A 24,380-nucleotide genomic window follows, 5' to 3' on the forward strand; every position below is an offset into this window, starting at 1 on the left:
TTCCATAAAATGGGGCGGTTAAACCGTCCCTTTTTGTGTTAGAATTTGCTCATGAAAAATAATGTTTAGACGGGTGGGTTATAGGGTATAAAAAGGCAAGCCGTAAACGAATTGTTGAAAATTGATTTGGGAGTGATCCAATTGACTGCAATTGGAGTATACAATAATAGAGTCGTCTCTATTCAGTTGAATACATAATTGCACTACAACAGGAACTGCCAGAATGAGAACGGTTTAATCATAGGAAGAAGTCAGGGAGTGGGGATCGCTTTGCCTATAGTAGATGTGGAAAAAAAAGATGTTGTTACCGATGCGCTGGTTATCAAGGCCATGGAGAAAAGTCTTGCTATGATTCGATTCAATCTGGATCGACGGGTCACTTATGTTAATGAAGTGTTTGCCCAGACGATGGGCTATACGGTGGCTGAGATGTTTGGCATGATGCATCAGCAGTTTTGCTTCGATGAATTTGTGAACAACCCCGAGTATGAGGCATTCTGGAGCAGTATGCTTAACGGTACCAGCTTTCAGGACAAGATTGAACGCAAGGATGCAAAGGGGAATTCCGTATGGCTTGAGGCAACCTATATGCCTGTCTATGATGAATTGAATCAGAACATAGTGGGTGTGTGCAAAATAGCTACAAACATAACTACCCGTCAGAACAATATTTCAGCTGTAGTTAATGAATTGAAGTCGATGTCACATGATATGAATGAACATGCTGATATCGGCATTGAGCGGAGCCGTGAGCTGATGTCCAGTATCACGTATATATCTGATGTTTCCTCCCAGAACCGAGCGACACTGAATCATCTGCAAGAACAGGCACGTTCGATCCAGGGTGTCGTTAAAACGATTCGCGAAATTGCATCGCAGACCCAACTTTTGGCCCTGAACGCTGCGATTGAAGCGGCACATGCAGGCGAATATGGGCGTGGGTTCGATGTTGTAGCCAAGGAAGTACGCAAATTATCGGCCATGGTCGAAAATTCCATTAATGAGATACGGGATAGTGTGAATGGGATAACGAAAGAGATTGCGAACATCTCTGGTGGAACACAGCAGGTTGAAGGATACGTGGAGCGTAGCCAGCAGCAAATCGAGGTGGCGCTGAATGATTTTACTACCATTGCAGCGTCTGCACACCTACTGGATGCGAAGGCACAGCACGTAAGCAAAATCGTATAGATAAGGTAAATTCCATAACCCTATAGTGAAGTGGGTGCCAATGAGGCATCTGCTTTTTTTGTTGTTCAGAAAAAGAGGGAATTATTGAGAGTGATTGGGGAAACAATACTCAGTGTTATCAAGAGAGTCTAGATAGGTGAGGTGAGTCGGATGTGGTCGAGAATACATACTTATTTGCCGGAGTGGCCTATTTGGGGCCAGGCCTTTTTATTAGCTATCATACCGATATTGATCATGAAAGGATACAAGGTGCTGCGATTATCCCTTAAAAAAGGAACCTTCTCCACTAAAGATCAACAAAATCAGGATGCTGTGTCTGAGTCTTCTTCTCATGAAGAGACTGGAAGTTACGCAAATATAAGGCTTACCGGGAATTATGCAAAGGATCTGATTAGTGTAAAAGCAACGTTTGGCCAAAATGCAGACGTATGTATACGGGAGTTTGTAATAAGAGGAACCAATACGCCAGCAGCTGTCGTGTACGTAAATGGATTAGTTGATCATGATCGGTTAGATATGCACATCTTTACACCCCTTATGATTGAGGGGATCCCCGAAAAAGAATGGCATATATTCGAAGCACCGAGTGATGAAAATGAACTCAAAGTTTACGTGAAAAATAGTCTTCTGCCTGTTGGTGAAGTTCAGGAAGTGGAGACGCTGCAACAAGCGGCCCAAGCGGTTTTTATTGGGAAAAATGCTGTGTTTATTGATGGAATGGCCGGAGCTCTTCTTGTCGGTTCAGCGAAGGGGAAAAGTCGTAGTCTAGAAGAGCCGGTATCGGAGGCACTGATCCGTGGGCCAAGAATCGGTTTTACCGAGCGGTTAAGCGACAACACCGGAATACTGCGGGAGTTTGGAGGCAACAATGCGTTGTTTATGACCAAGCACCAGGTCGGTACTCGGGTCAAAAAGGACTTAATCATTGTATATATTAAAGATATTGCCAGTACTGATCTTGTCACCGAAGTGGAGAAACGTGTCCTGAATATGGATATGGATATTATGTTGGAGTCCGGTTATGTGGAACAGCTGATTGAAGATGATGAGTTGAGCCTCTTCCAACAGGTTCAGAACACAGAGAGACCCGACCGCGTAATCAGTGGTCTGTTAGAGGGACGTGTAGCTATCTTACTGGATGGAACACCCTTTGCTTTAATAGTGCCGTCGACCTTCAGCATGCTGCTTCAATCTCCTGAAGATTATTACGAGCGCTGGATCCCGGGGTCGTTTTTGCGTATGCTTCGTTTTTTGGCGGCCGCAATCGCCCTGCTAGCGCCAGCTTTGTATATCTCCTTTATTTCGTTCCATCCGGGCCTTATTCCGACCAAGCTGGTTTTAACCATTATTCAAACTAGACAAGGGGTACCTTTCCCTTCTGTTATTGAAGCGTTGATTATGGAAATTGCCATTGAAATTCTGCGGGAAGCAGGAATTCGTCTTCCCAAGCCAATTGGACCTGCTATGGGAATCGTAGGCGGTTTGATTATTGGGGATGCGGCAGTACAGGCCGGAATCGTCAGTCCGTTTCTGGTTATTGTGGTGGCTGTTACGGCGATTTCTTCGTTCTCAATCCCTACATATAGTGCCGGTATAACGCTACGTATATTGCGCTTTGCAGGTATGTTCAGTGCAGCAATGTATGGATTGTTTGGGGTTGTCATGTTTTTCTTGTTGCTCTGCAGTCATCTGGTTCGTTTAAAAAGCTTTGGAGTACCTTATGTCACTCCGGCTGTACCATACAGCCTGTCTGACTGGAAGGATTTCTTTATTCGAGCACCTTTTAGAATGATGAGAAAGCGTCCAAGCATGATGCATCCAAAAGACCCTGACCGCAAAAAGTAGGCAAATCGGATATCCAGGAGGTGAACCATGACTCGTAAACAGGACCAACTGACGACAGTTCAAACCTCAGTTATTATAATCAATTACATGTTGGGCGCAGGAATCCTTACCCTTCCTCGAACTACAGTAACGGCTTCCAATACCCCTGATGTATGGATCTCCATTATATTGTCAGGTCTATTGGTTATGTTGTTGGGTACCATCCTGGTCACGCTGTGCAGACGATTTCCAGGGAAGACTGTTTTCCAATTCACTGAGGAAATTACAGGTAAATGGATCGCTTATGCTTTGGGCATAACGATTATCTTGTATTTCATTACCATTTCTGCCTTTGAAATCAGGGTGATGGCAGATGTCACCGGATTATATTTATTGGAAGGAACTCCAGTATGGGCCATTGTCATGGTATTTATGTGGGTCGGCTTTTATTTGATCTCAGGTGGTGTAAACCCCATGGCTCGCTTATATGAGATCATTTTGCCCATCACACTTATTCTTTTTGTGCTAGCCATTTTTCTGAGCAGTGAGCAGTTTGAGATTAATAATTTGAGGCCTGTGTTGGGAGAGGGGATTATGCCTGTTCTCAAAGGAATTAAACCTACGACACTGGCATATACGGGTTATGAAATCATGTTTGTCATTATGGCTTTTATGAAAAATCCGGAGAAGGGGAAGAAGGCCATGGTCTGGGGGATCCTTATTCCTATGGGAATCTACTTCATTACCCTGGTTATGGTTATCGGGAGCTTATCCATTGAAGGCATGAAAACAAGAACATGGCCAACCCTTGACTTGATGCGCAGCTTCGAGATTGAGGGGTTGGTCTTTGAAAGATTCGAATCCTTGTTGCTGGTGATCTGGATTATGCAGATTTTCTCTACTTTTACGATTACCCATTATGCTGCTTCTCTCGGATGTTCACAATTGTTCAAGAAAAAAATGATGCCATTTCTGATTATTTTGCTTCCCATCACTTACATTATTGCTATGCTTCCACAAAATTCAAACGACACGTTCAAACTAGGAGATACTTGCGGAAACGTTTCTATTTATTTGTTTGGTGTTGTACCGCTATTGCTTTTGCTACTGAGTATGATCCGTAAAAAAGGAGGAAAGCACAATTGAACAGATTCATAAGGAAATCAATCATGTTGTTCACGTTGTTGCTGCTCGTTTTTACCTCAGGGTGCTGGAGCAGTAAAGAGATCGAAGATTTGAGTGTTTATGTGGGTGTGGGATTGGACTTAGCCGAGGAATCCAAATTTGAAAAGAGCATTAATGCACAGGGAGGTCACTATCCCAAAAACAACAATTTTACAGCTACCGTACAGATTGTTCCACGGATCGGGCCAAAGCAAGAAAATCAAAAGAATGCCGGGGCTTCCGAGGGGCAATCTTTTTTAAACGAAAGGTTAACCGGGGACTCCCTGTTTCAGATTTTTCGTCAGTTTGCTCTGAGAAGAGACCGGCCACTTATTGGTCATCATTTAAAGGTCATTGTTGTTTCTCATGAGTTGACGAAGAAATACAGTCTTGAGCAGCTGCTTGATTTTATTTTGCGAGATAATGATATCCGTCCCAGTTCCCTTGTTATGGTGAGCCATGGAACAGCCCTGGAAGCTCTTAGCTCTAATGAGCCGGGTGAAATCCCAGCCTTTTATTTAAAGGGGGTGGTGGCAAATGCTTACCGCTCCAACAAGATTCTTCCGGCAGTAACTCTCGCAAAACTGGACGGGAAAATGCAGTCGGGATCAAGCTTTTTGTTGCAAAATGTCCTTACAGCGGAAGGTGAACATAAATTCTCAGGGGCAGGGATCTATAAAGGGGAAACGAAAAAATGGGTGGGCTCCTTAAACCAGATCGAACTTGAAGGATTGTCATGGATTACAGGGGACGCTCAGGCCGGGGCTGTGAAGTCGTATGCTAAGCCTCATGGACACACGGTAACCTATGAAATTAAGTCTACCAAGACGAAAATAACGCCAAAAGTCCAAGGAGATGATATTTATTTTCACGTAAAAGTTGAATCGGAAGGCCAACTTATGGAAGATTGGAGTTCTCCAGAAATTCCTTCAACAGATACGTATATTAAGGAATTGGAGGGACAATTCGCTGATACAGTTAAAGAACAAATACAGCAGGTTTTGAACAGAATGCAAAATACGTATCGGGTTGAAGTGGCCGGATTTGGAGAGCAGTTGCGTATCAAATATCCGAAGGTATGGAAAAAGGTCAAAAAAAATTGGGATGAAACGTTTAGTCAGATTCCCGTAACCTATGATGTCAAAATCAACATTATAGATGCTGGATCATCGACGGATTAAAGATGAAGATGTATATATAGTTATTCCATAATATTTAATTGTTGACACAACCATGATAGATCGCTATATTTATAAAAAATCATTTTCTTATCCAGAGAGGTGGAGGGACTGGCCCTTAGAAGCCTCAGCAACAGATCTGAAGGATACTGTGCTAATTCCAGCGGGTGAACAGCCTGATAGATAGGAGCGTTTGTTTTTATTTGTCAGTTACGGCGCACTCTTCAGGAAGAGTGTGTCTTTTTGTTTTTCTGGATGAAGAATTAGGGGAGCAGGCATGGATAACAACAAAGATACAGGGCATTTTCAGCGCAAAATGCAAGCACGGCATGTGGTCATGCTCTCACTTGGTGGAGTTATCGGTACAGGTTTATTTCTTAGCTCGGGTTATACCATCCAGCAGGCAGGACCGATCGGAACGATTCTGTCTTATCTGATCGGAGCGATTGTCGTTTATCTGGTCATGCTCTGTCTGGGTGAACTTTCGGTTCATATGCCGGAGACAGGTGCATTTCATAGCTATGCGGCTAAATACATTGGGCCGGCAACAGGATACACCGTGGCTTGGTTGTATTGGCTAACCTGGACGGTTGCCCTCGGTTCCGAATTTACAGCGGCCGGTCTGCTGATGCAGCGCTGGTTCCCTTCTGTGAATGTTTGGATCTGGAGTGCAGTGTTTGCGCTCATGATCTTCCTGTTCAATGCGTTAACCGTTAAATTTTTTGCGGAATCAGAGTTTTGGTTCTCATCGGTTAAAGTCCTTACGATTGTGGTCTTTATTATTATTGGTGCGGCAGCCATGTTCGGCATTATTCCAATGGCAGATTCGGAACCTGCCCCTTTTCTAAGCAATATTACAGGTTCAGGGTGGTTTCCAAATGGGGCTACTGCGATACTAATGACGATGCTTGCCGTAAACTTTGCGTTCTCGGGCACGGAATTGATCGGAATTGCAGCCGGGGAGACCGAGAATCCGGAGAAGATCATTCCAAAAGCGATCAATACCACGTTGTGGCGTTTAATTATCTTTTTTATTGGAACGATTGTTATTCTCTCAGCGTTATTGCCGATGTCGGATGCCAGTGTTCTTGAAAGTCCATTCGTGGCCGTGATGGAGCGGGTCGGTGTCCCTTACGCAGCGGATATAATGAATTTTGTCATTCTGACGGCGATTCTCTCTGCGGCCAACTCGGGTCTATACGCTTCTTCGCGCATGCTGTGGTCACTCGCGGATAAAAAGACGATCTCTCCGTGGTTTGCCCAATTGACCAAGCGCGGTGTACCGCTGAATGCACTTCTGATTAGCATGGTCGGGGGCGGTCTGGCTTTGCTGTCCAGCATTATTGCCCCGGGTACTGTGTATATTACGCTGGTGTCCATCTCAGGCCTCGCGGTTGTTGTGGTGTGGATGAGCATCAGCGCTTCACAGTATATGTTCCGCAGGCAATATATTCGAGAGGGTAACTCGGTAAAGGACCTGGTTTACCGAACGCCGTTTTATCCGGTGGTACCGATTATTTCGTTTGTATTATGCCTGGCTTCATGCATAGGTATTGCCTTTGACCCGACACAGCGAATTGCGCTGTATTGTGGGGTTCCATTTATTGCAGTATGTTACGCCGCGTATTATCTGACAGAACGTGTGAACAAGAAAAGAGGACAAGTACATGACGCAAGCACAACAGACTAACCCCATAGAACAGATCCTACGTAAACATCCGGTCATGATTCTGGATGGAGCGCTGGCCACGGAACTCGAACAGCATGGGTGTGATCTGGATGATCCACTATGGTCGGCTCGTGTATTGCTCGAGAATCCAGATGTTATCGTTCAGGTCCATGCGGATTATTTCCGCGCAGGAGCCGACTGTGCGATTACATCCAGTTATCAGGCGACGGTGGATGGCTTCCGCAAGAGAGGAATCGGAGAGCAAGAAGCGTTAGACCTGATTCGCAAGACGGTGCAGCTGGCTGCACAGGCAAGAGATGACGTATGGGCAGAAGTGCAGGACGGGGGATTTGAAAACACGGCAGTTAAACCGGAGGGCAATCTGGTAATCGGCACGGAACGTCAAACGTCTGATTTGGAGACAGGGGTCTTGGCTCGGCCACGACCGATGGTTGCTGCATCCGTTGGGCCCTACGGCGCTTATCTAGCTGATGGATCGGAGTATGTCGGTCACTATGGTGTCTCGGACGAGACGTTAAGCGCGTTTCATCGTCCACGGATCACAGCCTTGCTGGAAGCAGGGGCGGATATTCTGGCCTTTGAGACGATCCCATCCTTGCAGGAGGCACAGGTATTGATCGCTTTATTAAAAGAATTTCCGAACGCCTATGCATGGCTCTCCTTCTCATTAAAAGACGGGACAGCGATCAGTGAAGGCACGCCATTGGAAGAGTGTGCACGATTGTTAGGAGCTGAACCTCAGCTTGCTGCGATTGGGCTGAATTGTGCTCCCATGGAACTGGTAACGGAAGCGGTCGGTATTCTGAGCCGTGCCAGCGATAAACCTGTTATTGTGTATCCGAACTCGGGAGAAGTATACGATGCAGCAACGAAGACGTGGAGTGGACAGGGTACATGTGGCAGTATGAGTGATGCTTCGGAGGCATGGGTTGCTGCGGGTGCAAAAATCATTGGCGGCTGTTGCCGTACTACGCCACATCAGATTGGCGAACTTGCGAAGAAGTGGCGGAGCTGAAGGATATCCAGCCGAGCCAGACCTGCATGGAAAAGCCCTTTCGTATCTTATAAAGGATACGAAAGGGCTTTTTGGGTGCTTTTTTTATAATTACTTATTCTCTACCTTAATGGTTCCTACAGATGTGCTCAGGGAAAGCAGAGGTCCACCGCCGTTGATATCACTCTTTCCCCTCGAAGCACCCGAGACCTTGCCCAGATCCGTTTCCGCTTTTAGTGTGTAAGCCAGATTGGAAGGCAGCAGGGCAGTGATGGTACCTAACTCAGTTGAAGCTTTGAGCTGGCTTCCATCGTGCAGCTGATTCAGATCAAGACGGATGGTACCTGCATCGGATTTGATGCTGGATTTGCCTTGGACTTGAATGTTGTTAAGATCAATGGAGCCTGTGTTATTGGCAAGCTCATAGCTTCCCGTTAAACCTGCAAGTGAAATATTGCCAACTTCTGTAGAAATCTCATATTCAACGATATTGGCCGGAGCCTCAATTACATAGTTTACGATGAAATGGGAATTCCCTATATTTTTATCGGCCCATGACCAAAGATCGGTTCCCGTTTCATCCTTGGGATGGATATCAACGGTGGTTGTGTTCCCCTTGGTCGTTAAGGAGACTTCTGCATTTTGAGCCAGTTCTTCCAATGTGGATTCACCGGTACGATTGTTCAAAGCCTGAATGTACGTACGGACTTGAAGTTCACCATCTTCACTGCTCCGCACCTCGATATTTCCTACAGGATGATCAACAACCAAGAGACTGGATGCGGATTTCTCGCTGACTTGATCAAGTTCCTTATCTATAGCATTATTACTAATCAGCTTCATCCATGGGGACTCGGCGCCCTGGGCGTTTCCGCTCTCTGATGAGGAGTTGAGGGGATTATTCGTACAAGCCGCAAGTAAGCCAACGGAGCCTAGGGCGGCGACCAGAAGCTTTTTGTATACGCTGTGCATGAGCACTCCTTCTTTCTACATGTTATTCGACGACAAGAATACGCGGCGATGCCTGACGAATCACTTTGGACGATACCCAGGATCCAAGAGCTGCGGCAAGAATACTTAGACAAGCAAAGAGTATAATGCCTCCCCAGTTCAGAATGAGAGGAATCTGTACAATCCCGTATCCCGATAGGACTTTTTCAAGTAACAGGGGGAGAAGGTATACGCCTACAATGACTCCAAGCATTGAACCAATCAGAGCTAATGCAACTACTCCAGTAGCAATGGAGAAACGGATTTTTCCAGATGTCATTCCAATCGACTTATATATGCCATACGTCTTGCTCTCTTTGCGAATACTGATCCGGCAGGTGCTGAAGATAATGATAAATGTAACCAAAATGAACAGCAGACCAATTAGAGCCATGGGGTACACAAAAATGCTTGCAGCTTCTGCATAAACAGAATCCAGCAGCGTTTTTTGCGTGACGATGGAAGCAGAGTCTTTGAACCGCTCATTCAATTGGTTAGCAATGGCTCCTGCCTGTGAAGGATCGTTGACATTGATAAACGCGACATTTACATCTCCGTAATCCGGATTCACGCTTCGAACCGCTTGAGCTGTGATTCTTCCGGATACCGACAAGTCGGAGATGGCCTGATAGATGCCCGAAATCATGAACGTGCGCTTCTCTCCTTCAATGTAGAGATCAATGAGATCTCCCATATCCTTGTTGAACATCTTGGCAACACTAACCCCGATTGAAATTTCATTTTCGAGTTCCGGATTGTTTCCTCTCAACGTCTCAAAACCAAGATCTTGATAGCTTCCATCCAGTACTCTTAGATAAAGACTGGTAGACTGGCTGGCCACGTCGGTTGAATCATCTGGAAGGATAACTCCGGTGATGTTCCCTTGCCAGCCCACATTTTTGATGCGAGGGTCTTCTTCCAATACGTTCTGCAGCTCTGCTCTCGGAAACGTAGTTTTGTTTACAACGACTGCGGCAATGTTAGCATTGTCATAACCCCATTTGGCCGCCGTCTGATAGATTCCGGTAATGCTGGTCAGTACAACATATCCAAGGACAAGCACAGAGGCAGCCATGGTGGTTAACAACAGCATCAGTATGGAGCTTTTGGTATTCTTGATCAGATTGCGTATGCCAATAACGGCTGCAACAGGCAGTCGGGCAAATCCAACCCGGCCCGCGAGCGGGGAATTCATTCGGCGTGCCAATCGGGTGTTGTCCGTTTCCGACATACCATAGCGAATGGCCTGCACGGGTTCAATCCGGCGTGCCTTTTTGGCATACAACACAACGAATAAGATGACCAGAGCAAATAGCAGTATGCCGATCAACATGGCGGCTCCGATGCCTTCCATCGGTATATCATTATTGCCAGCCCGAAGAGAAGAAACAGAAATATGGATAATGAACTTGGATACAAAAACGCTCAGCGCAACGCTTGGAAGAACGGCGACCAGGGAAAGCAGCGTATATTGAATGACGTATGTACCAATTGTTCTTCCAGAGGTCAATCCCAGTGATTTGAGGATACCTATCGTTTTGTAATTGGCCAAGATGGCATCCGAGATCGTAAATCCAATAGTGATGAGGGCAATAACCATCATGACGGCTCCCAAGAAAATCATAATGAATCCAATAATCTGATTGATGATCAGATAGAAGGAAGAGATGCTCTCAAACTCCATCTTGGTTTCCAGAAATGGTGCACCCGTCTCGCTGGCATAACGCTCCCAATAGCTGGAATTCGTTTGATAATCGTCAAAATGTATGCCCATCATATGATTATCTTTTCCTGCGAGTGTCTGAAAATCACTCTGGTAGTCTGTACTGTTCATCCAGATTCTTGCCGTATTGGTGAACGGTGCCCCATAAGGCACATCAACCACAATTCCGGAAACACGAAGATTAAGGGTGGTCGACCCGGTCTTGAAATTAACGGTATCTCCCACAGCCATATCATAGCCATTCGCCATGGAAGTGGGAATCCATATCGTCCCCTGTGCTGGAGCAGAGCTCTGTGTACCGCTTGAGAAGACCAATTCATCCACAACCCATGGCGGTGAGGGGGTATTCATCATGTACAGATACAGGTTGGGAATATCTGTGCCTTTGAAGGTGATGCCAGACAGCGTACGGTAAGTCAGCAGAGGTGAGACCTCAACTCCGTCTTGGGCAGCCCACCAGTCATGCACGGCTGTAGGGTCATTCAGCCCTTTATCGAACGTCAGTATTTGATGAGACCCATTGGTTCGGTTGTGCATTTCGTTAAATAGGTTACCTGTATTGGCCAGAATGATGACCGCAGTGGATACCAGAAGGGTCGATAGCAAAATGAGCAGGGTGATGAACCCGTTTTGTATTTTGTTTTTGTTCAGGTAGGAGAGGCTCAGTTTCAACATGGCAGCCATAAATTACTCCTTTCCCGATACAAACGCGAAGACCATTGATTCCCGATCCTGTATCTGGTGTTCGTCATATTTGTCAAACTCGAGGATACCACCAACCTTGCCATCCCGGATAAAGATCAGACGATCAGCCCGGCACGCTGCCTGGATATCATGTGTAACCATGACGACCGACTGTCCCTTCCGGTTGATATCGGTCAGGATATCCAGTACCGCTTTCCCGTGGTCATGATTAAGGCTCCCGGTGGGCTCATCCGCAAAGATAATGTCAGGTGAATTAATCAGTGCGCGTGCGATTGCTGCCCGTTGCTGCTGTCCTCCCGATGTTTGGGAGGGAAGGCGGCTGTTCTGTCCATCAATATCCATTGCCTTCATGAGATGGGAAGTACGTGCCTTGATCTCATTTCTTTTACTACCGGCAATATATCCAGGCAAAGCAATGTTGTCCTGAATGGAAAGGTCGGGCACCAGGTTGATGCTCTGATAGATGTAGCCAATTCTACGAGTACGGAATTCGGACATTTCCCTTTCACTATAGGTATCAATGCGCTGATCACGGAAGTAAACCTCCCCGGCTGTCACTTGGTCCAGTCCGCTCAGCAGATATAACAGCGTGGATTTGCCTGAACCAGAATTGCCCATGATGACCGTGAAGTCCCCTTCATAAATATCAAGATCAACATTGCGTATGGCATGATATTGCTCGCTTCCAGTATTATATGTCTTGCATAAGTTTTGAGCGTGGATAATGGTTGTTTTGGTCAAGTGGATCACTCCCTATTGCAGTATACAGTTCATTCTAAAGAGAGGATGTTGAGGAAGAATTATCAAATTATGAATAAAGTATTACAGTGCGCTGTGGGGAAGACAGTGGAAACATCACTTTACCGCTCAGCAGATTGGAAGAGTGAACTGAAACAGGGTACCCTGACCCTCTTTGCTTGAAAAGGAAATATGTCCTCCGTGCGCTTCGATAATGCTTTTGCAGATGGACAGTCCGAGGCCGGTTCCTTCCTGTACATTCCGTGAGGAGAATGAGGAGTTGCCCCTGAAATACCGCTCAAACACAAAAGGCATATCTTGTGCCCTTATTCCCTGCCCAGAATCAGCAATACTGAGCTGGAATTTCCCTGAATCCAGTTCTGTATTAATGCGAATGGAGTCTCCCGGAACGGTATGTTTGAGCGCATTGGATACCAGGTTGGACAGAACCTGTTCAATTCGTATGGAGTCCATTCGGATGAGAACATTGGGGATGTGCTCAGGTTCTTCATAATTCAGGCCGTTCATTCGTACGATATGTCCGATGGGCTTCAGCATGGTTTCAAATGCAGAAAGGCTGTAAACCTCACGCGGCTCCACTGAAATCTGGCCGAGCTCCTGCAAGGCATGTACAAGCAGGTCCTCAACGAGACGGGCCGTTTTGTCTGTATGGGTACGCATGATTTCCATATACTCCATCAGCGTCTCCTCATCAGAGCACAATCCTTCAAGAATGGCTTCTATGTATACTTTTACAGTTGTAATCGGAGTTTTGAGTTCATGGGATATATTCGTAATCAGTTCTTTTTGTGCCTTCTCCTGTCGAATACGCTGCTCACTCAAATGCATTATTTCGGTGCGCATCAGATCCAGCATGGCATACAGTTCGCCCATCTCATCTGTCCGGTTGTACTGAATCTGCTCATCATACTGTCCTTTGAGAATCGATTCAGCATGTTGCTTCAGTTGTATGATAGGGGCCAGCACTCGTTTTCTGATCTTGCGCTTCATAACGATCAGGAGAAGCCCCAGGAGGAGAGAGATCATGAACAGGGTTCCCAGGACAAAAAAAGTGAACGTGGAAGACTTCTGAACGATGACAAGCGACTGCGGAATCGTAAAAATGGCATTACCGATTTGTCTGCCCACCGGGCCGTCCATAACAGGAAAAGCGATGTTAAGTGAATTGCTCCCATCCATAGCTTCTAAAGCATGATTCAGATCATAATGCAATTCAGATCGCAGATTAATCTTTCTGCCCTCGAAGGAAGGAGTGGAGGATAGCAGCACCGTTCCGTCCAATCCGACATAGTCGAAATCAACCCTGCTTTTTTCGGCGAGGGAACGCAACTGTTCCTTGATATTGGAATCATTCAATTGATCATGGGTTTGCTCCAGTTGAAGCAGAATGGGGTTAACCCTGAGTCGAACCTGATTGATTGCCAGATTGGACTCACCTGAATGTCTGCCTATAAGCAAATCAAGAAAGAAAGCGAGGCTGCATCCAATGAGAATAAACAGGAGAGTTAATGACGTTTTGAGCCAACGTTTGGTCCAGGTGTGTAGTGACATACAGTCGTCTCCAATCCCACTTATTCATGGTTGAATTTGTATCCGACGCCCCATACTGTTTTCAGAACAGAAGGGCGGGAAGGGTCTGCTTCGATTTTTTCTCTCAATCTTCGTATGTACACGGTAACCGTATTTTCATCTCCATACTCGGCATATCCCCAAATCGCGTCAAGCAACTGGGATTTGGAAAACACTTGATTCTTATGGCTTGCCAGATAAAACAACAGCTCAAATTCCTTGGCGGAGAGAGAAACTTCATTCCCGTTGAGGGTAACCTTATAGGCTTTCTTGTCAATTTCCAGATTAGACAAACGCAGCAGGTGAGTGAGATCACGTTCTGTACTCAGACTGTCATATCGTCTAAAGTGGGCATTGATTCGGGCAAGTAATTCGCTCAGGGAAAAAGGTTTGGTCATATAGTCATCCGCTCCGAATCCCAGGCCGAGCACCTTGTCCGTGTCACTTCCCCTTGCGCTCAATATGAGAATAGGAATGTTGTTTCTCCGCCGAATTTCCCGGCATACATCAATTCCGTCCATATCCGGAAGCATGATGTCCAGAATAATATAGTCCGGCTGCAGAATGTCCATCATCTGCAACCCGTCCTGACCGTTACCGGCTACTGCTGCTTCATACTGGTTCTTGGTCAAATAGTCTCTTAAAATGCGTGAAATATCATGTTCATCCTCAATGATGAGAATTTTGCGTTTAGATTCCATTGAAATCTCTCCAAATTGTAGATTAATAGATTATAAGATTGAGTATGTATGAATCTATAAGAATACTATATTTAACTATACAGGTTTGTGGTTGTAGCGTCATGTGAAGTAGGAGAGTTTTTTTGGAAGAAAGTAGCAGATGGGAAACCGGCTGCTTTCTTCCTGAAGTAAGGAGAGAATCAGGTCACAACTATCACTTATAAATGCTCCAGATCAATGGACTGATGGGCCTGGGATTTGAGATATTCAGCCGGGGACATTCCAAAATGGGACCGGAATACCCGGTGGAAATAGGAGTAGCTTGCAAAGCCGCAGGTTTCGGCAATATGCTCCAGGGTCATATCGCTGTATTTCATACGCTCCAGTGCAGCATTCAGGCGGATTTCGATCGCATATTGAATCATCGTTTGGCCGTAGTGCTCCTTGAATAATCGCACCGCACGAGACAGGCTTAGTCCTGCGTAGCGGGCGGCTTCTTCGAGTTTGAAGGTCACGGTAGCATGCTCTTCAATGAATCGTTTCAGCTTCAGCGTCGAAGAAACAGATCGATCCGTCTGAATATTCTCCTTGATGGCCCGATCGATATACAGGCACAAGCCCCGCAGCAGTGCGTCACTCAGTTCTATATTTTCCTCCAGTGGTCCACGGCGTTTCTCCAGGAGCATATTGCGCCAGAGGCTCACCAATTTATCATCCAGTCCGATGTGACTCACGGTGGACCGATGGTGACGCTTCCACCAGCTTTCAATCCACGTCCCTTCACAGAACAAATAATAGTCTCCGCTGGACAACCTGCCCTCCTTGTGAGGTTCTTCGACAACGAGATGGTAGTCGTCCCCGGGTTTGAGCAGCAGTAAATCCCCGCCAATCATCTTGAACTCTTCATCCTGTACATATACTTTGCAAGAGCCCTCGGTTTGCAGACGGAACAAGTACGTTTGCAACTCGCCCTTCATATTGTGGTTAAACGCCTTATAGTGATAGGAATAGTCACAGATCAGTACTGAGGTTTCCAAAAGATGTAATCCTCCAAATTTAAAAATTTGATCAGATAGTTCATGTTCTGACGATATTGTATATGTTCATTCTAGCCTGTTTTGCGTTAGGATGATACCAGATAGAGCAATGAAAGCAAATTTGAGAGCAGAGGTGTATCTAATATGAAAAAACTTAATATTGGTTTGCAATTGTTTACGCTCCGTGATGAAACTGCAGCAGATTTCCGTGGAACTTTGCGTAAGGTAGCAGAGCTTGGTTATGAAGGCGTCGAATTCGCCGGATATGGTGACATTCCTGCAGAAGAAATGAAAGCGCTGTTGGATGAGCTTGGACTGAAAGGTTTCAGCAGCCACGTTTCATTGCATGCGATGCGTGAAGATTTACAACAACAAATCGACTACCTCAAAACCATTGGTGCTCAATATATGATCTGCCCTTACCTGATGCCTGAAGATCGTCCAGAGAATGCAGAAGGCTGGACCAAACTGTTTAACGAATTGCAACAATATGGTGCAGAAGCGACCAAACAAGGTCTGATCTTCGGTTATCATAACCATGATTTCGAATTCCACGGTCAGGTTGGCGACGAAAATGCCTTTGATGCGATGTTTGCTCAAACGACACCTGAAGCGGTTCAAGTGGAAATGGACGTATGTTGGGTACAATTTGCCGGACAAAATCCGATTGAGTACATCAATAAATATGCAGGCCGCTTGCCGCTGCTTCACTTGAAAGACTTCAGCAAAGACGAACAGGGTCAGATGAAGACTTTGGAACTGGGACAAGGTTCGGTTAATTTGCCAGCTGTTATTGAAGCAGCTACAAGTGCAGGTGTAGAATGGCTGATTGTGGAACAGGACGTTTGCCAGAATCCACCGCTTGAAAGCGTAGCCAACAGCCATAACTGGTTGAAGCAGAATTACCTGAACCAATTCTAATTTATTTGTCAAAGGGGACATTTGTACATGAGTAAAATTAAAGTTGCTGTATTCGGCTGTGGAGCCATTGCCGAGCGCAGACATATTCCAGAATACGCTGCCAATGAGAACGTAGAACTTGTCGCTTTTGCCGATCCGATCGTGGAGCGTGCGGAGAAGATGGCCGAAACTTACGGCGGTAAAGCTTACTCCAGCTACGAAGAATTGCTGGCAAGCGAAGAGGTGGATGCAGTCAGCGTTTGTACGCCGAACTACCTGCATGCCTCGATGGCCATTGCTGCTGCGAATGCCGGTAAGCATGTATTGGTTGAAAAACCGATGGCGGTTACAACCGAAGAAGGCGAGCAAATGATCGAAGCTGCCAAGAAAAACGGTGTGTATCTGATGGTTGGACACAACCAGCGTTTGATGCCTCCACACGTGAAGGCCAAAGAAATTCTGGACTCCGGCAAACTCGGCAAAGTCCTGAATTTCCGTACTTCCTTTGGTCATCCGGGTCCGGAAGGCTGGAGCGTAGACGGTGCAGAAAGCTGGTTCTTCCGTAAAGAAGAAGCGATTATGGGTGCCATGGGTGACCTGGGCGTGCACAAGTCGGACTTTATCCGTTATTTGCTGGATGATGAAGTGTCCGAAGTTGCTGGTTTCATCAGCACGCTGCATAAGGAAAACACCAAAGTGGACGATAACGCAACTTGCCTGCTGCGTATGAAGAGCGGTGCTATCGGTACGCTGGTTGCCAGCTGGACACAATACAGAGCAGGAGATAACAGTACGGTTCTGTGGTGTGAAAATGGTGTGATGAAGATCGGAACGGTAGAAGGCGATGAGGTTATTGTTGAACTGACTAACGGAACGGTTGAGACATACAAAGTCGGTGCGATGGCTACGAACGAGAAACAAGTACCAAGCGGCGTCATTGATGCTTTTGTAGAGTCAATTGTAACTCAAACACCTCCAAGCATTTCCGGTGAAGAAGGTCTGCGTTCCCTGCAAGTCATTCTGGCAGCATTCGAATCCGAGAAGACAGGTCAGATTGTGAAGCTGTAATCGTTACGATATTATCGTCATTACTATAATTAGTGTGACTATCTCATATTAAAAAGGGGCTTACCTCCAGAAAAATATTTCTGATAGGTAGTCTCTTTTTATTACTTTTTTTATGACAATCATATATGTGGAATACGTAATAGTGGACAAGTCCGAACCGGATCTTTGGCGATAAACGGAGCATAGCGAACAGCGACTATTGATCCTGCCTGCGGGATGGTTACAATGTTCGAATAGTTAGCTGGAATCCAAATAAGGACCGACCACTCCGCTACATTGCGGAATAGTCAGCCCCTTTATCCTTTAAGGTTGGATCACAGCGCATATTTGAATTAAACGCTTGGTTTTACATTACTGCCCAGGTCCAGCCAATCCAGTTCCTCACGTGTCAATGTGATACGGGAACCTTCGTCACAGGACAGAAGCTCTTCCCGATTTTGAGCGCCAATTAGCGCACAGGTCGGAAATGGTTGGTTTAATACATAAGCAAGTGCAATCTGAATTGGTGTGGTATTTTTGGACTCGGCCAATTGTTCCGCCCGATGCAAACGTTCCCAGTTGCCGTCACTGTAAAATACACGAACCAGATCTTCATTATCCCGTACTTCAGGTGTGAATCGTCCGGTAAAGAAGCCACGAGCCTGAGATGACCAGGACAGCAAAGGAAGCTTGGTGCGCTCATGCCATGCCAGCGTTTCTTCGTCTGCCGATACACAGCCTGCCCAGAACGGTTCGTTTGCTTTGGCAAGACTGAGATTCGGGCTGCTGAATGTGAAACCTTTCAGACCATTAGCGGCCGCATATGCGTTAGCTTCCTCCAGCCGCTGCCAGGTCCAGTTGGAGGCGCCGATCGCGCCGATTTTACCGGATTCAATATGTTCGTTCAACGCTTCAAGAATTACACCAACGGGGATGTTTGGGTCATCCCGATGCAGGGCATAGAGCTCCACATGTTCGGTTTGAAGCCGTTCCAGACTGGTAAGAAGATCGCTGCGGATAGCATCAGCGTTAACACGTGGACCATTCTGATCGTGATGTGCACCTTTGGTCAAAATAACGATCTCGTTACGGTTACCCCGTTCCTGCATATAACGTCCGAGCACTTCTTCACTCTGCCCGCCACAATAGATATGCGCGGAATCAACGGTATTACCGCCAATCGCGAGGAATGCATCCATGTTCGTAGCTGCTTTCTCATAGGAATCATTGTAGAAATAATCGGTTCCTTTAATCAATCGGGAGATCGGTTTGCCTGCACCAGCAATTTCAATGTATTCCATAATTCAGTTCATCCCCTTTTCTTATAGTGTGATTCGTGTACGTTCTTCTGCCGAGCGAAGACAAGCTTCGAGTACTTTCATATTGGCTACAGCATCGGATGGAGCGAAGCGCAGAGCCTTACCTTGAAGCACAGCTCGTGCCATGTCGTCCCCTTGAAGCGAGTAGTGGTTCACCTGTGGGACTTCAATTTCTTTACGCTCACCGTCAACAATTACAAAGAAGTTGGAGCCACGGTCCGGATTGCTGATATAAGCAGATGGTACCTCGATGATGCCATCTGACCCAAGTACCTCCAGTGTGTTGCGGAAGGCAGCCCACATGCTGCTGTCAAAGGTCACGCCAATATGATTGTCGAACTCAAGCAAGCCGGATGCCATCATATCCACATGACCATGCTCGGGAGAGAACATGCCAATGACGGTCGCGGCCGAAGGCTCCTGACCAAGCAGTAACCGTGCTGCACTGATGGAATAACAACCGATGTCATACAGAGCACCGCCGCCCCAATCACGCCGGAAACGGACATTGCCCGTCGAGCCGGAACTGTTGAACGAAAATGTACTATGAATGCCGCGGACTTCACCAATTTCTCCGCTGGCGATAATATCCTTAATCTGATCATAACGTGGATGGTGTCGGTACATGAGTGCCTCGGAGAGATGAACACCGGCGTCTTCGCAGGCTTGCACCATCTCCTGAGCTTCCTGCTCCGTCAGTGCCAGGGGCTTTTCACACAAAATATGTTTACCAGCTTCAGCGGCACGGAGTGTCCACTCCCGGTGCAGATGGTTCGGAAGCGGAATATAGACCGCATCAATGGAATCGTCAGCAAGTAAAGCTTCATAGCTGCCATAAGCTTGAGAAATGCCGAGTTGATCAGCGGTTTGTTTCGCTTTTTCTTCATCCCGGCTGGCAATGGCGGTCACTTCATTCAACTCGGATTGCTGCAAACCTGGAATAACGGATCGTACGGCAATGCTAGCGCTGCCAAGAATTCCCCAGCGCAATTTTCGATCTGAATTCATTTGTTGTTTCCTCCTATGAATGAATGTATATTGTGATTATATGTAATAGATGAATGAATGAAAATGATAATATATTGAAGTGAATTAACACAATATTGTTTAGAAAAGAGAATAGGCCATGATGAGACAGACGGTACTGCTAACCTTGCAGGATATTCCCTATTTTTGTTATCCAGAGTCCGTTGGACTTTATGTCGACCACCCCGAGCACACCGTATTACGGGAGGCAGGCGCACTTAACAATTTCAATATTCACTACGTTGCTTCTGGTAAGGGGTACGTGGAAGTGGAGGGGGTAGTGCATGAGCTTCGAGCGGGCCAGGCTGTACTATATTTCCCGCAGCAGCGGCAGCATTACTACAGCAGTGAGGACGATCCATGGGATGTGCGATGGGTTCATTTTTACGGTGAACGGCTGCATGATTATATGATTGAGCGGGGGTTGCATCGTAATCTGCTGTGGACGCTGCGGCAGCAGGCTCCATGGGAAGAAGCACATATGGCTCTACTGAATGAGGCCGAGCAGAATCGGATGCTGCGTCCAGCCCAACTATCTACCCTGACTTACGCTGTGCTGGCAGAGTTCGTGCAGCATGCTGTTCCACTGAAAAGCACACGCACGAGCAAGGCCGAGAGTCGTATTCTTGGACTGCTTCCACAGATGCAGCAGGAGGCGTGTCAGCCATTTTTGTTACAGGATTGGGCGGATAAGGCGGGTGTAAGTTCGTATTACTTTTGCAAAATGTTCAAGAGTGCCGTGGAGATGACCCCGATGGAATTTATAACCCGTTCCCGGCTGCAGATGGCGAAGCAGTGGCTGCTGGAACGTCCAATGGCCAACATTGGACAGATCGCAGAGGAGGCGGGATATCCCAATGCCAGTTATTTTAACCGCCAATTTCTGGCTCATGAGGGCATGACTCCAACGGATTATCGTGGGCTTTATCACAGTTAAATGTGCGGATGCCCCGTTTGTTTGATTTTGTTGGAATTTTCGACGTTTGACAGAGCGTTCAATCAAGTCTATTATAGATAAATTAAATCCGTATATAATGAGGTGCCCTCATGAAATATTCGAAAGCTACAAATTATGCCCTGCACACGATGCTTTTTCTGGTGGCGACCGAACCGGAACAACTGGTTAGTGTACATCAATTAGCTGAGATGCAGAAAGTATCTCCAACCTATTTGTCCAAAATATTGACCAAGCTGGTCAAAGCCGGCATGATCGAATCAACTTCGGGTGCCAATGGTGGTTATCGGCTTAGCCGGAAGAATCCGGACCCTTCTTTTCTGGAGATTATCCATGCGATTGAAGGCAAGGCTTCCCTGTTCGAATGCTCGCAGGATCATAACGAAGGCTGCTTGATTCAGCAGGTGATGGTTCGTGCGGAAGAAGAGATGGAGAGCTATTTGAACGATAAAAAAATGTCTGAACTGGCTGCCCAGATGAAAGCTGCACATTCCGTATAACTTGATTCGGAGATGCAGTCAATCCTAGAGCTTCGCCCAGAAGGGCAAATTTAAAATCCTTCCTCCCGCTTAAAGGGAATGGAAGGATTTTTTGCTTTACTGGAACGCTATTGCTGCGTCCTTGGTGGGGCTTGGGTGTGTTCGTGTTTTTACGTTTACTAAGAATTCGATCCAGATCTGTTTAGAGTGAAAGCGTTTGACGTTTCTCTTTTGAAAATTGTTGTGTAATAACTAGCATGCCTAACGAAAGCAGAACAAGCAGCAGGCATACCCAATATGAATTTCGATACCCCCACGCCCCGGCTGTCCATCCCCCTATCAGACTGCCAAATAATCTTCCCAACGTGGAAGCATTGGAATAGAGTGTCGACGCATAGCCCGGCATGGATGGAAGCAGATCCTGCATGTAGCTGATACCGATAGCAGAGATGACAGCGACAAAGAATGCGAGCAGTAGCTGCCCTGCCAGCAAGTGCCACAGTTCACTGGAAAACAAAACAATGACATAGTAAGCGGCACCCACCAGAGAGCCCCATAACATGAGTAAGCGGTTTGGATACCTTGAGGCGAGCAGGCCCAAGCCTAGCATAATGGGAATTTCAAGCCCCGCGCATAGGCTGGCGATCCAGCCAACTTCCCGGGTCCCCCCGCCCAGATGGTGAATAATGAACAGTGATGCATTCAGGTTATTCATCCAATGTGCCATATACAGGAGTGTAGTAATGAGAAAAGGCATATAGATTCTTGCATCCTGATGCAATTTCATGTGTATGCCACCCGTAGATGGACGGAGTGCAGAAGGCTCGGGAGCCTTTTTTAAGAGAAAGAAAAATAATAGTGCATTGATCAAGAAAATAAGACATGTTGAACTGAATATGCCGGTGTATCCGATGTACGCAATCAATAAAGTTCCGAGTAAAGGTCCCGTAATAAACCCCAGTGAAAACGCGGAGCGCAGGGTGGAATTGGCCACAGCATGATCGACGTCCGTTGCGGCATTAACCGCTTCTCTTGCAGCTGCGAACAATTGTGGCATGGCGGGAGATCCGAGTGCAGTCATCACCGTCATGTAGACAAATAATAAAGTGAAGTCGTGAATCCACAAATACCCGGCAAAAGCAAGGGCATTGCAAACCATGGCAATCACCAAAATGATTTTGCGAGCACCGGGTTGATCCGACCGTCTGGCGATCCAGGAACTGAATAACACCCCTGCCATAAGAGTTACTGCAGTGAATAATCCAAAAGTAGCGATGGACACTTCGAGGCGAGTTGTAAAGTAGACCGCCAGAAAGGGAGCGCTGATTGAAATAGCCATGCCTTGTAACAACATACAAACGAGAAACAGCCGGTATGTAGGGATACGAAATAGTGAATTAAACTTTTGAAGCTTCATATGTGAGTAGACATCCCCTTGGTTTTATCATTTTCAAAATATCTATACTATCTGGTTATAATATAAGAATAACAGAGATAAAGTAATATTTATTGGTTTCTTTTAGTCTAATAACAAACCAAAAAGCCAGAGATCAGACCCTATCGGTCCAATCCCTGGCTTTCCTGTATAAAGTGTCTATTATGAGTGAGATCCTTTAAAACCTGTTTAGTGTGAAGCGGCGGTTTCTTTCCGTGACTGCATTCTCAGGTACACCTGGGAGAAAATAATGGATGCCAGAGCAACCACGGTCATGCCCCAGAAAATGTTGGTGTAAGCTGATGCTAATGGCATTTGCTGCATTGCAGTGAGAGCTACGCCAGTTACGGCAACACTAAATGCACCGCTGAAGAACTGGCTAAGCTGGAACAGCCCCATGCCAGCACCGATCTGATCCATCGTCAGATTGCCTGACAGCTCATTGGATACACTCGTTGTCAGTGCCGAGAAACCTACGCTAAGCAGAATGTATACCGCCATAATGGCATAGATGCTGTCGTCTGCAAAAAGAGCAAACAGTCCGGCAGCAGCGAGCAGCAACCATGGCGCGAACTTGAGCAGTTGTGTATTGCCGTGTCGGTCAATCATGCGACCAATTCGATTGGATAACAGCATGGACACGATTGCACCAGGGAAGATGACAAGCCCGGACTGAGCAGGAGTCAGTGCATACAGATGTGCCAGAATTTGAGGCAGCAGGAACAGCGTTGAGAAGTTGTTAATGTACGATACAATCCCCAGTGAGCTGAGCATCATATATTTTTTGTTTTTGAACAGGGCTGGTTGAACAAAGGGATCAGTCGCACGGCGAATACGCAACCAGAACAGAACCAGTGCAGCCGCACCAACGACAAGGGTTACCCATTCACGTGAAGTCAGGAATAGCAGGACACCGGTTGTTCCGATCGCCAGTAGCAGCGCGCCGAGCAAGTCGAAGGAACCCTTTTTCGGCATTTCACTTGGAAGCAGTCTGAAAAATACAGGAATGAGAAACAAGGTTAGTCCGGTAACGATAAACAAATCATGCCATCCGAGAAATTGTGTGATACTGCCTCCGATCACAGGTCCGAGTCCAAGACCAAGTGAGCTGGCAGACATGACAACAGCCATGGATTTACCCCGGCGGTCACTTGGAATGTAGCGAGTAATAAGCACGATGGCGAGCCCCGGTACAGAAGCTGCACCCGCAGCCTGAATCAGACGTGCAATGAGCAGAAGGATAAACTGGTCACTGAAGAAACCAAGAACGGATGCCGCACCAAGCAGTGTAAGACCGGTTGTAAACAGGGTGCGGATCGGTACAAAATCCGATAGACGTGAGAACGTAATCGAGGAAATAGCAAAAACGATGGAATAACCGGTGACAATCCAGGAAGAAGAGACAGATGAAAGCATAAATTCGGCTGCAATTTTGGGCAATGCCAGATTGAACATCATCGTATTCATAACGACAAGCACAACCGTAAAGCCAAGCAGACCTACGATTAACCCTTCCTGTATTCCTGCCGTCCGTTCCCCCGATGATGCAGCTGCGGTGTTGTTCATAAAAACCTCCCAGATTATGTATATTTCGCAACATTTCAGAAACGGTGTGTAACATTTGCAAAATGTGGTATGTGTGAATCCCATGCCTGACAGCAGGGGATACATAAACGAAATAGGTTTATAAGTTCGATTGGTATCGAACATTAGAA

The 24,380-nt window shown here is 46.5% G+C and carries 20 protein-coding genes and 1 riboswitch; of the genes, 10 read left to right on the top strand and 10 right to left on the bottom strand.

The genetic code is table 11. The annotated features are described in order from the left end of the window. Positions 1 to 330 precede the first annotated feature (330 nt). The 6 genes from P5G61_RS23940 to mmuM all read left to right on the top strand — a co-directional run bounded on the left by P5G61_RS23940 (position 331) and on the right by mmuM (position 8,062). The gene (locus tag P5G61_RS23940) at positions 331 to 1,191 is read left to right on the top strand and encodes a methyl-accepting chemotaxis protein (protein WP_435874284.1); all 861 of its coding nucleotides are present in this window, start codon (positions 331 to 333) and stop codon (positions 1,189 to 1,191) included. Between the two features lie 150 nt (positions 1,192 to 1,341). Further along, the gene (locus P5G61_RS23945) at positions 1,342 to 3,036 is read left to right on the top strand and encodes a spore germination protein (RefSeq protein ID WP_301248725.1); all 1,695 of its coding nucleotides are present in this window, start codon (positions 1,342 to 1,344) and stop codon (positions 3,034 to 3,036) included. Positions 3,037 to 3,063: 27 nt separating this feature from the next. Continuing rightward, the gene (locus P5G61_RS23950; protein WP_301248727.1) at positions 3,064 to 4,161 is read left to right on the top strand and encodes a spore germination protein; all 1,098 of its coding nucleotides are present in this window, start codon (positions 3,064 to 3,066) and stop codon (positions 4,159 to 4,161) included. After that, positions 4,158 to 5,360 carry a Ger(x)C family spore germination protein gene (locus P5G61_RS23955; protein ID WP_301248728.1) on the top strand — a complete coding sequence of 401 codons (1,203 nt, stop codon included), beginning with the start codon at positions 4,158 to 4,160 and terminating at the stop codon, positions 5,358 to 5,360. The genes P5G61_RS23950 and P5G61_RS23955 overlap by 4 nt, the downstream gene beginning before the upstream one ends. Before the next feature lie 84 nt (positions 5,361 to 5,444). Further along, a riboswitch (SAM riboswitch) is annotated at positions 5,445 to 5,547 on the top strand. Between the two features lie 87 nt (positions 5,548 to 5,634). Then, positions 5,635 to 7,047, top strand: a complete 1,413-nt coding sequence (gene mmuP, locus P5G61_RS23960; protein WP_301248730.1) for an S-methylmethionine permease — start codon at positions 5,635 to 5,637, stop codon at positions 7,045 to 7,047. Then, on the top strand, positions 7,025 to 8,062 hold the full coding sequence (mmuM, locus tag P5G61_RS23965; protein ID WP_285079649.1) for a homocysteine S-methyltransferase: 1,038 nt from the start codon (positions 7,025 to 7,027) through the stop codon (positions 8,060 to 8,062). Before mmuP ends, mmuM begins: the two co-directional genes overlap by 23 nt. Positions 8,063 to 8,152: 90 nt before the next feature. On the opposite strand, the gene P5G61_RS23970 is transcribed toward mmuM, so the two are convergent. The 6 genes from P5G61_RS23970 to P5G61_RS23995 all read right to left on the bottom strand — a co-directional run bounded on the left by P5G61_RS23970 (position 8,153) and on the right by P5G61_RS23995 (position 15,504). Then, a complete protein-coding gene (locus P5G61_RS23970) occupies positions 8,153 to 9,013 on the bottom strand; it encodes a DUF4097 family beta strand repeat-containing protein (RefSeq protein WP_301248731.1) in 861 nt (286 codons plus the stop codon). A 22-nt stretch (positions 9,014 to 9,035) separates the two neighbouring features. Beyond that, a complete protein-coding gene (locus P5G61_RS23975) occupies positions 9,036 to 11,429 on the bottom strand; it encodes an ABC transporter permease (protein WP_301248732.1) in 2,394 nt (797 codons plus the stop codon). A gap of 12 nt (positions 11,430 to 11,441) precedes the next feature. Continuing rightward, the gene (locus P5G61_RS23980) at positions 11,442 to 12,200 is read right to left on the bottom strand and encodes an ABC transporter ATP-binding protein (RefSeq protein WP_301248733.1); all 759 of its coding nucleotides are present in this window, start codon (positions 12,198 to 12,200) and stop codon (positions 11,442 to 11,444) included. A gap of 126 nt (positions 12,201 to 12,326) precedes the next feature. Beyond that, a complete protein-coding gene (locus P5G61_RS23985) occupies positions 12,327 to 13,769 on the bottom strand; it encodes a sensor histidine kinase (protein WP_301248735.1) in 1,443 nt (480 codons plus the stop codon). Between the two features lie 20 nt (positions 13,770 to 13,789). Continuing rightward, a complete protein-coding gene (locus P5G61_RS23990) occupies positions 13,790 to 14,488 on the bottom strand; it encodes a response regulator transcription factor (RefSeq protein ID WP_301248737.1) in 699 nt (232 codons plus the stop codon). Between the two features lie 197 nt (positions 14,489 to 14,685). After that, positions 14,686 to 15,504, bottom strand: coding sequence for a helix-turn-helix domain-containing protein (locus P5G61_RS23995; protein ID WP_301248739.1), 819 nt, complete (start codon positions 15,502 to 15,504; stop codon positions 14,686 to 14,688). Between the two features lie 144 nt (positions 15,505 to 15,648). Between P5G61_RS23995 and P5G61_RS24000 the strand changes: the two genes are divergently transcribed. After that, positions 15,649 to 16,425 (top strand): sugar phosphate isomerase/epimerase family protein, encoded by a 777-nt coding sequence (locus P5G61_RS24000; protein ID WP_024631488.1) that lies wholly within the window; start codon positions 15,649 to 15,651, stop codon positions 16,423 to 16,425. A 27-nt stretch (positions 16,426 to 16,452) separates the two neighbouring features. Further along, positions 16,453 to 17,472, top strand: a complete 1,020-nt coding sequence (locus P5G61_RS24005; RefSeq protein WP_113055467.1) for a Gfo/Idh/MocA family protein — start codon at positions 16,453 to 16,455, stop codon at positions 17,470 to 17,472. A 332-nt stretch (positions 17,473 to 17,804) separates the two neighbouring features. Here P5G61_RS24005 and P5G61_RS24010 read toward each other — a convergent pair whose 3' ends face one another. Both P5G61_RS24010 and P5G61_RS24015 read right to left on the bottom strand, forming a co-directional pair. After that, on the bottom strand, positions 17,805 to 18,752 hold the full coding sequence (locus P5G61_RS24010) for an aldo/keto reductase (protein ID WP_079350172.1): 948 nt from the start codon (positions 18,750 to 18,752) through the stop codon (positions 17,805 to 17,807). Between the two features lie 21 nt (positions 18,753 to 18,773). Then, a complete protein-coding gene (locus tag P5G61_RS24015) occupies positions 18,774 to 19,778 on the bottom strand; it encodes a Gfo/Idh/MocA family protein (RefSeq protein ID WP_094937094.1) in 1,005 nt (334 codons plus the stop codon). Between the two features lie 118 nt (positions 19,779 to 19,896). On the opposite strand from P5G61_RS24015, the gene P5G61_RS24020 reads away from it, so the two are divergent. Together P5G61_RS24020 and P5G61_RS24025 are read left to right on the top strand one after the other, a co-directional pair. Next, a complete protein-coding gene (locus tag P5G61_RS24020; RefSeq protein ID WP_079350170.1) occupies positions 19,897 to 20,733 on the top strand; it encodes a helix-turn-helix transcriptional regulator in 837 nt (278 codons plus the stop codon). A 110-nt stretch (positions 20,734 to 20,843) separates the two neighbouring features. Next, complete coding sequence (locus P5G61_RS24025; protein ID WP_094937093.1) at positions 20,844 to 21,251, top strand: Rrf2 family transcriptional regulator; 408 nt, start codon at positions 20,844 to 20,846, stop codon at positions 21,249 to 21,251. A 181-nt stretch (positions 21,252 to 21,432) separates the two neighbouring features. Here P5G61_RS24025 and P5G61_RS24030 read toward each other — a convergent pair whose 3' ends face one another. Together P5G61_RS24030 and P5G61_RS24035 are read right to left on the bottom strand one after the other, a co-directional pair. Continuing rightward, the gene (locus tag P5G61_RS24030; RefSeq protein WP_301248742.1) at positions 21,433 to 22,647 is read right to left on the bottom strand and encodes a sugar efflux transporter; all 1,215 of its coding nucleotides are present in this window, start codon (positions 22,645 to 22,647) and stop codon (positions 21,433 to 21,435) included. A gap of 207 nt (positions 22,648 to 22,854) precedes the next feature. After that, on the bottom strand, positions 22,855 to 24,231 hold the full coding sequence (locus tag P5G61_RS24035) for an MFS transporter (RefSeq protein WP_301248743.1): 1,377 nt from the start codon (positions 24,229 to 24,231) through the stop codon (positions 22,855 to 22,857). Positions 24,232 to 24,380: the final 149 nt, after the last annotated feature.

The organism is Paenibacillus vandeheii (genome assembly GCF_030433635.1).
Classification (GTDB): Bacteria; Bacillota; Bacilli; order Paenibacillales; family Paenibacillaceae; genus Paenibacillus; species Paenibacillus vandeheii.

What these genes read in the sequence shown, in the direction of transcription:
- P5G61_RS23940 (WP_435874284.1), top strand. Translation starts at nt 331, where the DNA reads ATGGAGAAAAGTCTTGCTATGATTCGATTCAATCTGGATCGACGGGTC.
- P5G61_RS23945 (WP_301248725.1), top strand. Translation starts at nt 1,342, where the DNA reads ATGTGGTCGAGAATACATACTTATTTGCCGGAGTGGCCTATTTGGGGC.
- P5G61_RS23950 (WP_301248727.1), top strand. Translation starts at nt 3,064, where the DNA reads ATGACTCGTAAACAGGACCAACTGACGACAGTTCAAACCTCAGTTATT.
- mmuP (WP_301248730.1), top strand. Translation starts at nt 5,635, where the DNA reads ATGGATAACAACAAAGATACAGGGCATTTTCAGCGCAAAATGCAAGCA.
- mmuM (WP_285079649.1), top strand. Translation starts at nt 7,025, where the DNA reads ATGACGCAAGCACAACAGACTAACCCCATAGAACAGATCCTACGTAAA.
- P5G61_RS23970 (WP_301248731.1), bottom strand. Translation starts at nt 9,013, where the DNA reads ATGCACAGCGTATACAAAAAGCTTCTGGTCGCCGCCCTAGGCTCCGTT.
- P5G61_RS23975 (WP_301248732.1), bottom strand. Translation starts at nt 11,429, where the DNA reads ATGTTGAAACTGAGCCTCTCCTACCTGAACAAAAACAAAATACAAAAC.
- P5G61_RS23985 (WP_301248735.1), bottom strand. Translation starts at nt 13,769, where the DNA reads ATGTCACTACACACCTGGACCAAACGTTGGCTCAAAACGTCATTAACT.
- P5G61_RS23990 (WP_301248737.1), bottom strand. Translation starts at nt 14,488, where the DNA reads ATGGAATCTAAACGCAAAATTCTCATCATTGAGGATGAACATGATATT.
- P5G61_RS24000 (WP_024631488.1), top strand. Translation starts at nt 15,649, where the DNA reads ATGAAAAAACTTAATATTGGTTTGCAATTGTTTACGCTCCGTGATGAA.
- P5G61_RS24005 (WP_113055467.1), top strand. Translation starts at nt 16,453, where the DNA reads ATGAGTAAAATTAAAGTTGCTGTATTCGGCTGTGGAGCCATTGCCGAG.
- P5G61_RS24010 (WP_079350172.1), bottom strand. Translation starts at nt 18,752, where the DNA reads ATGGAATACATTGAAATTGCTGGTGCAGGCAAACCGATCTCCCGATTG.
- P5G61_RS24015 (WP_094937094.1), bottom strand. Translation starts at nt 19,778, where the DNA reads ATGAATTCAGATCGAAAATTGCGCTGGGGAATTCTTGGCAGCGCTAGC.
- P5G61_RS24020 (WP_079350170.1), top strand. Translation starts at nt 19,897, where the DNA reads ATGATGAGACAGACGGTACTGCTAACCTTGCAGGATATTCCCTATTTT.
- P5G61_RS24025 (WP_094937093.1), top strand. Translation starts at nt 20,844, where the DNA reads ATGAAATATTCGAAAGCTACAAATTATGCCCTGCACACGATGCTTTTT.
- P5G61_RS24030 (WP_301248742.1), bottom strand. Translation starts at nt 22,647, where the DNA reads ATGAAGCTTCAAAAGTTTAATTCACTATTTCGTATCCCTACATACCGG.
- P5G61_RS24035 (WP_301248743.1), bottom strand. Translation starts at nt 24,231, where the DNA reads ATGAACAACACCGCAGCTGCATCATCGGGGGAACGGACGGCAGGAATA.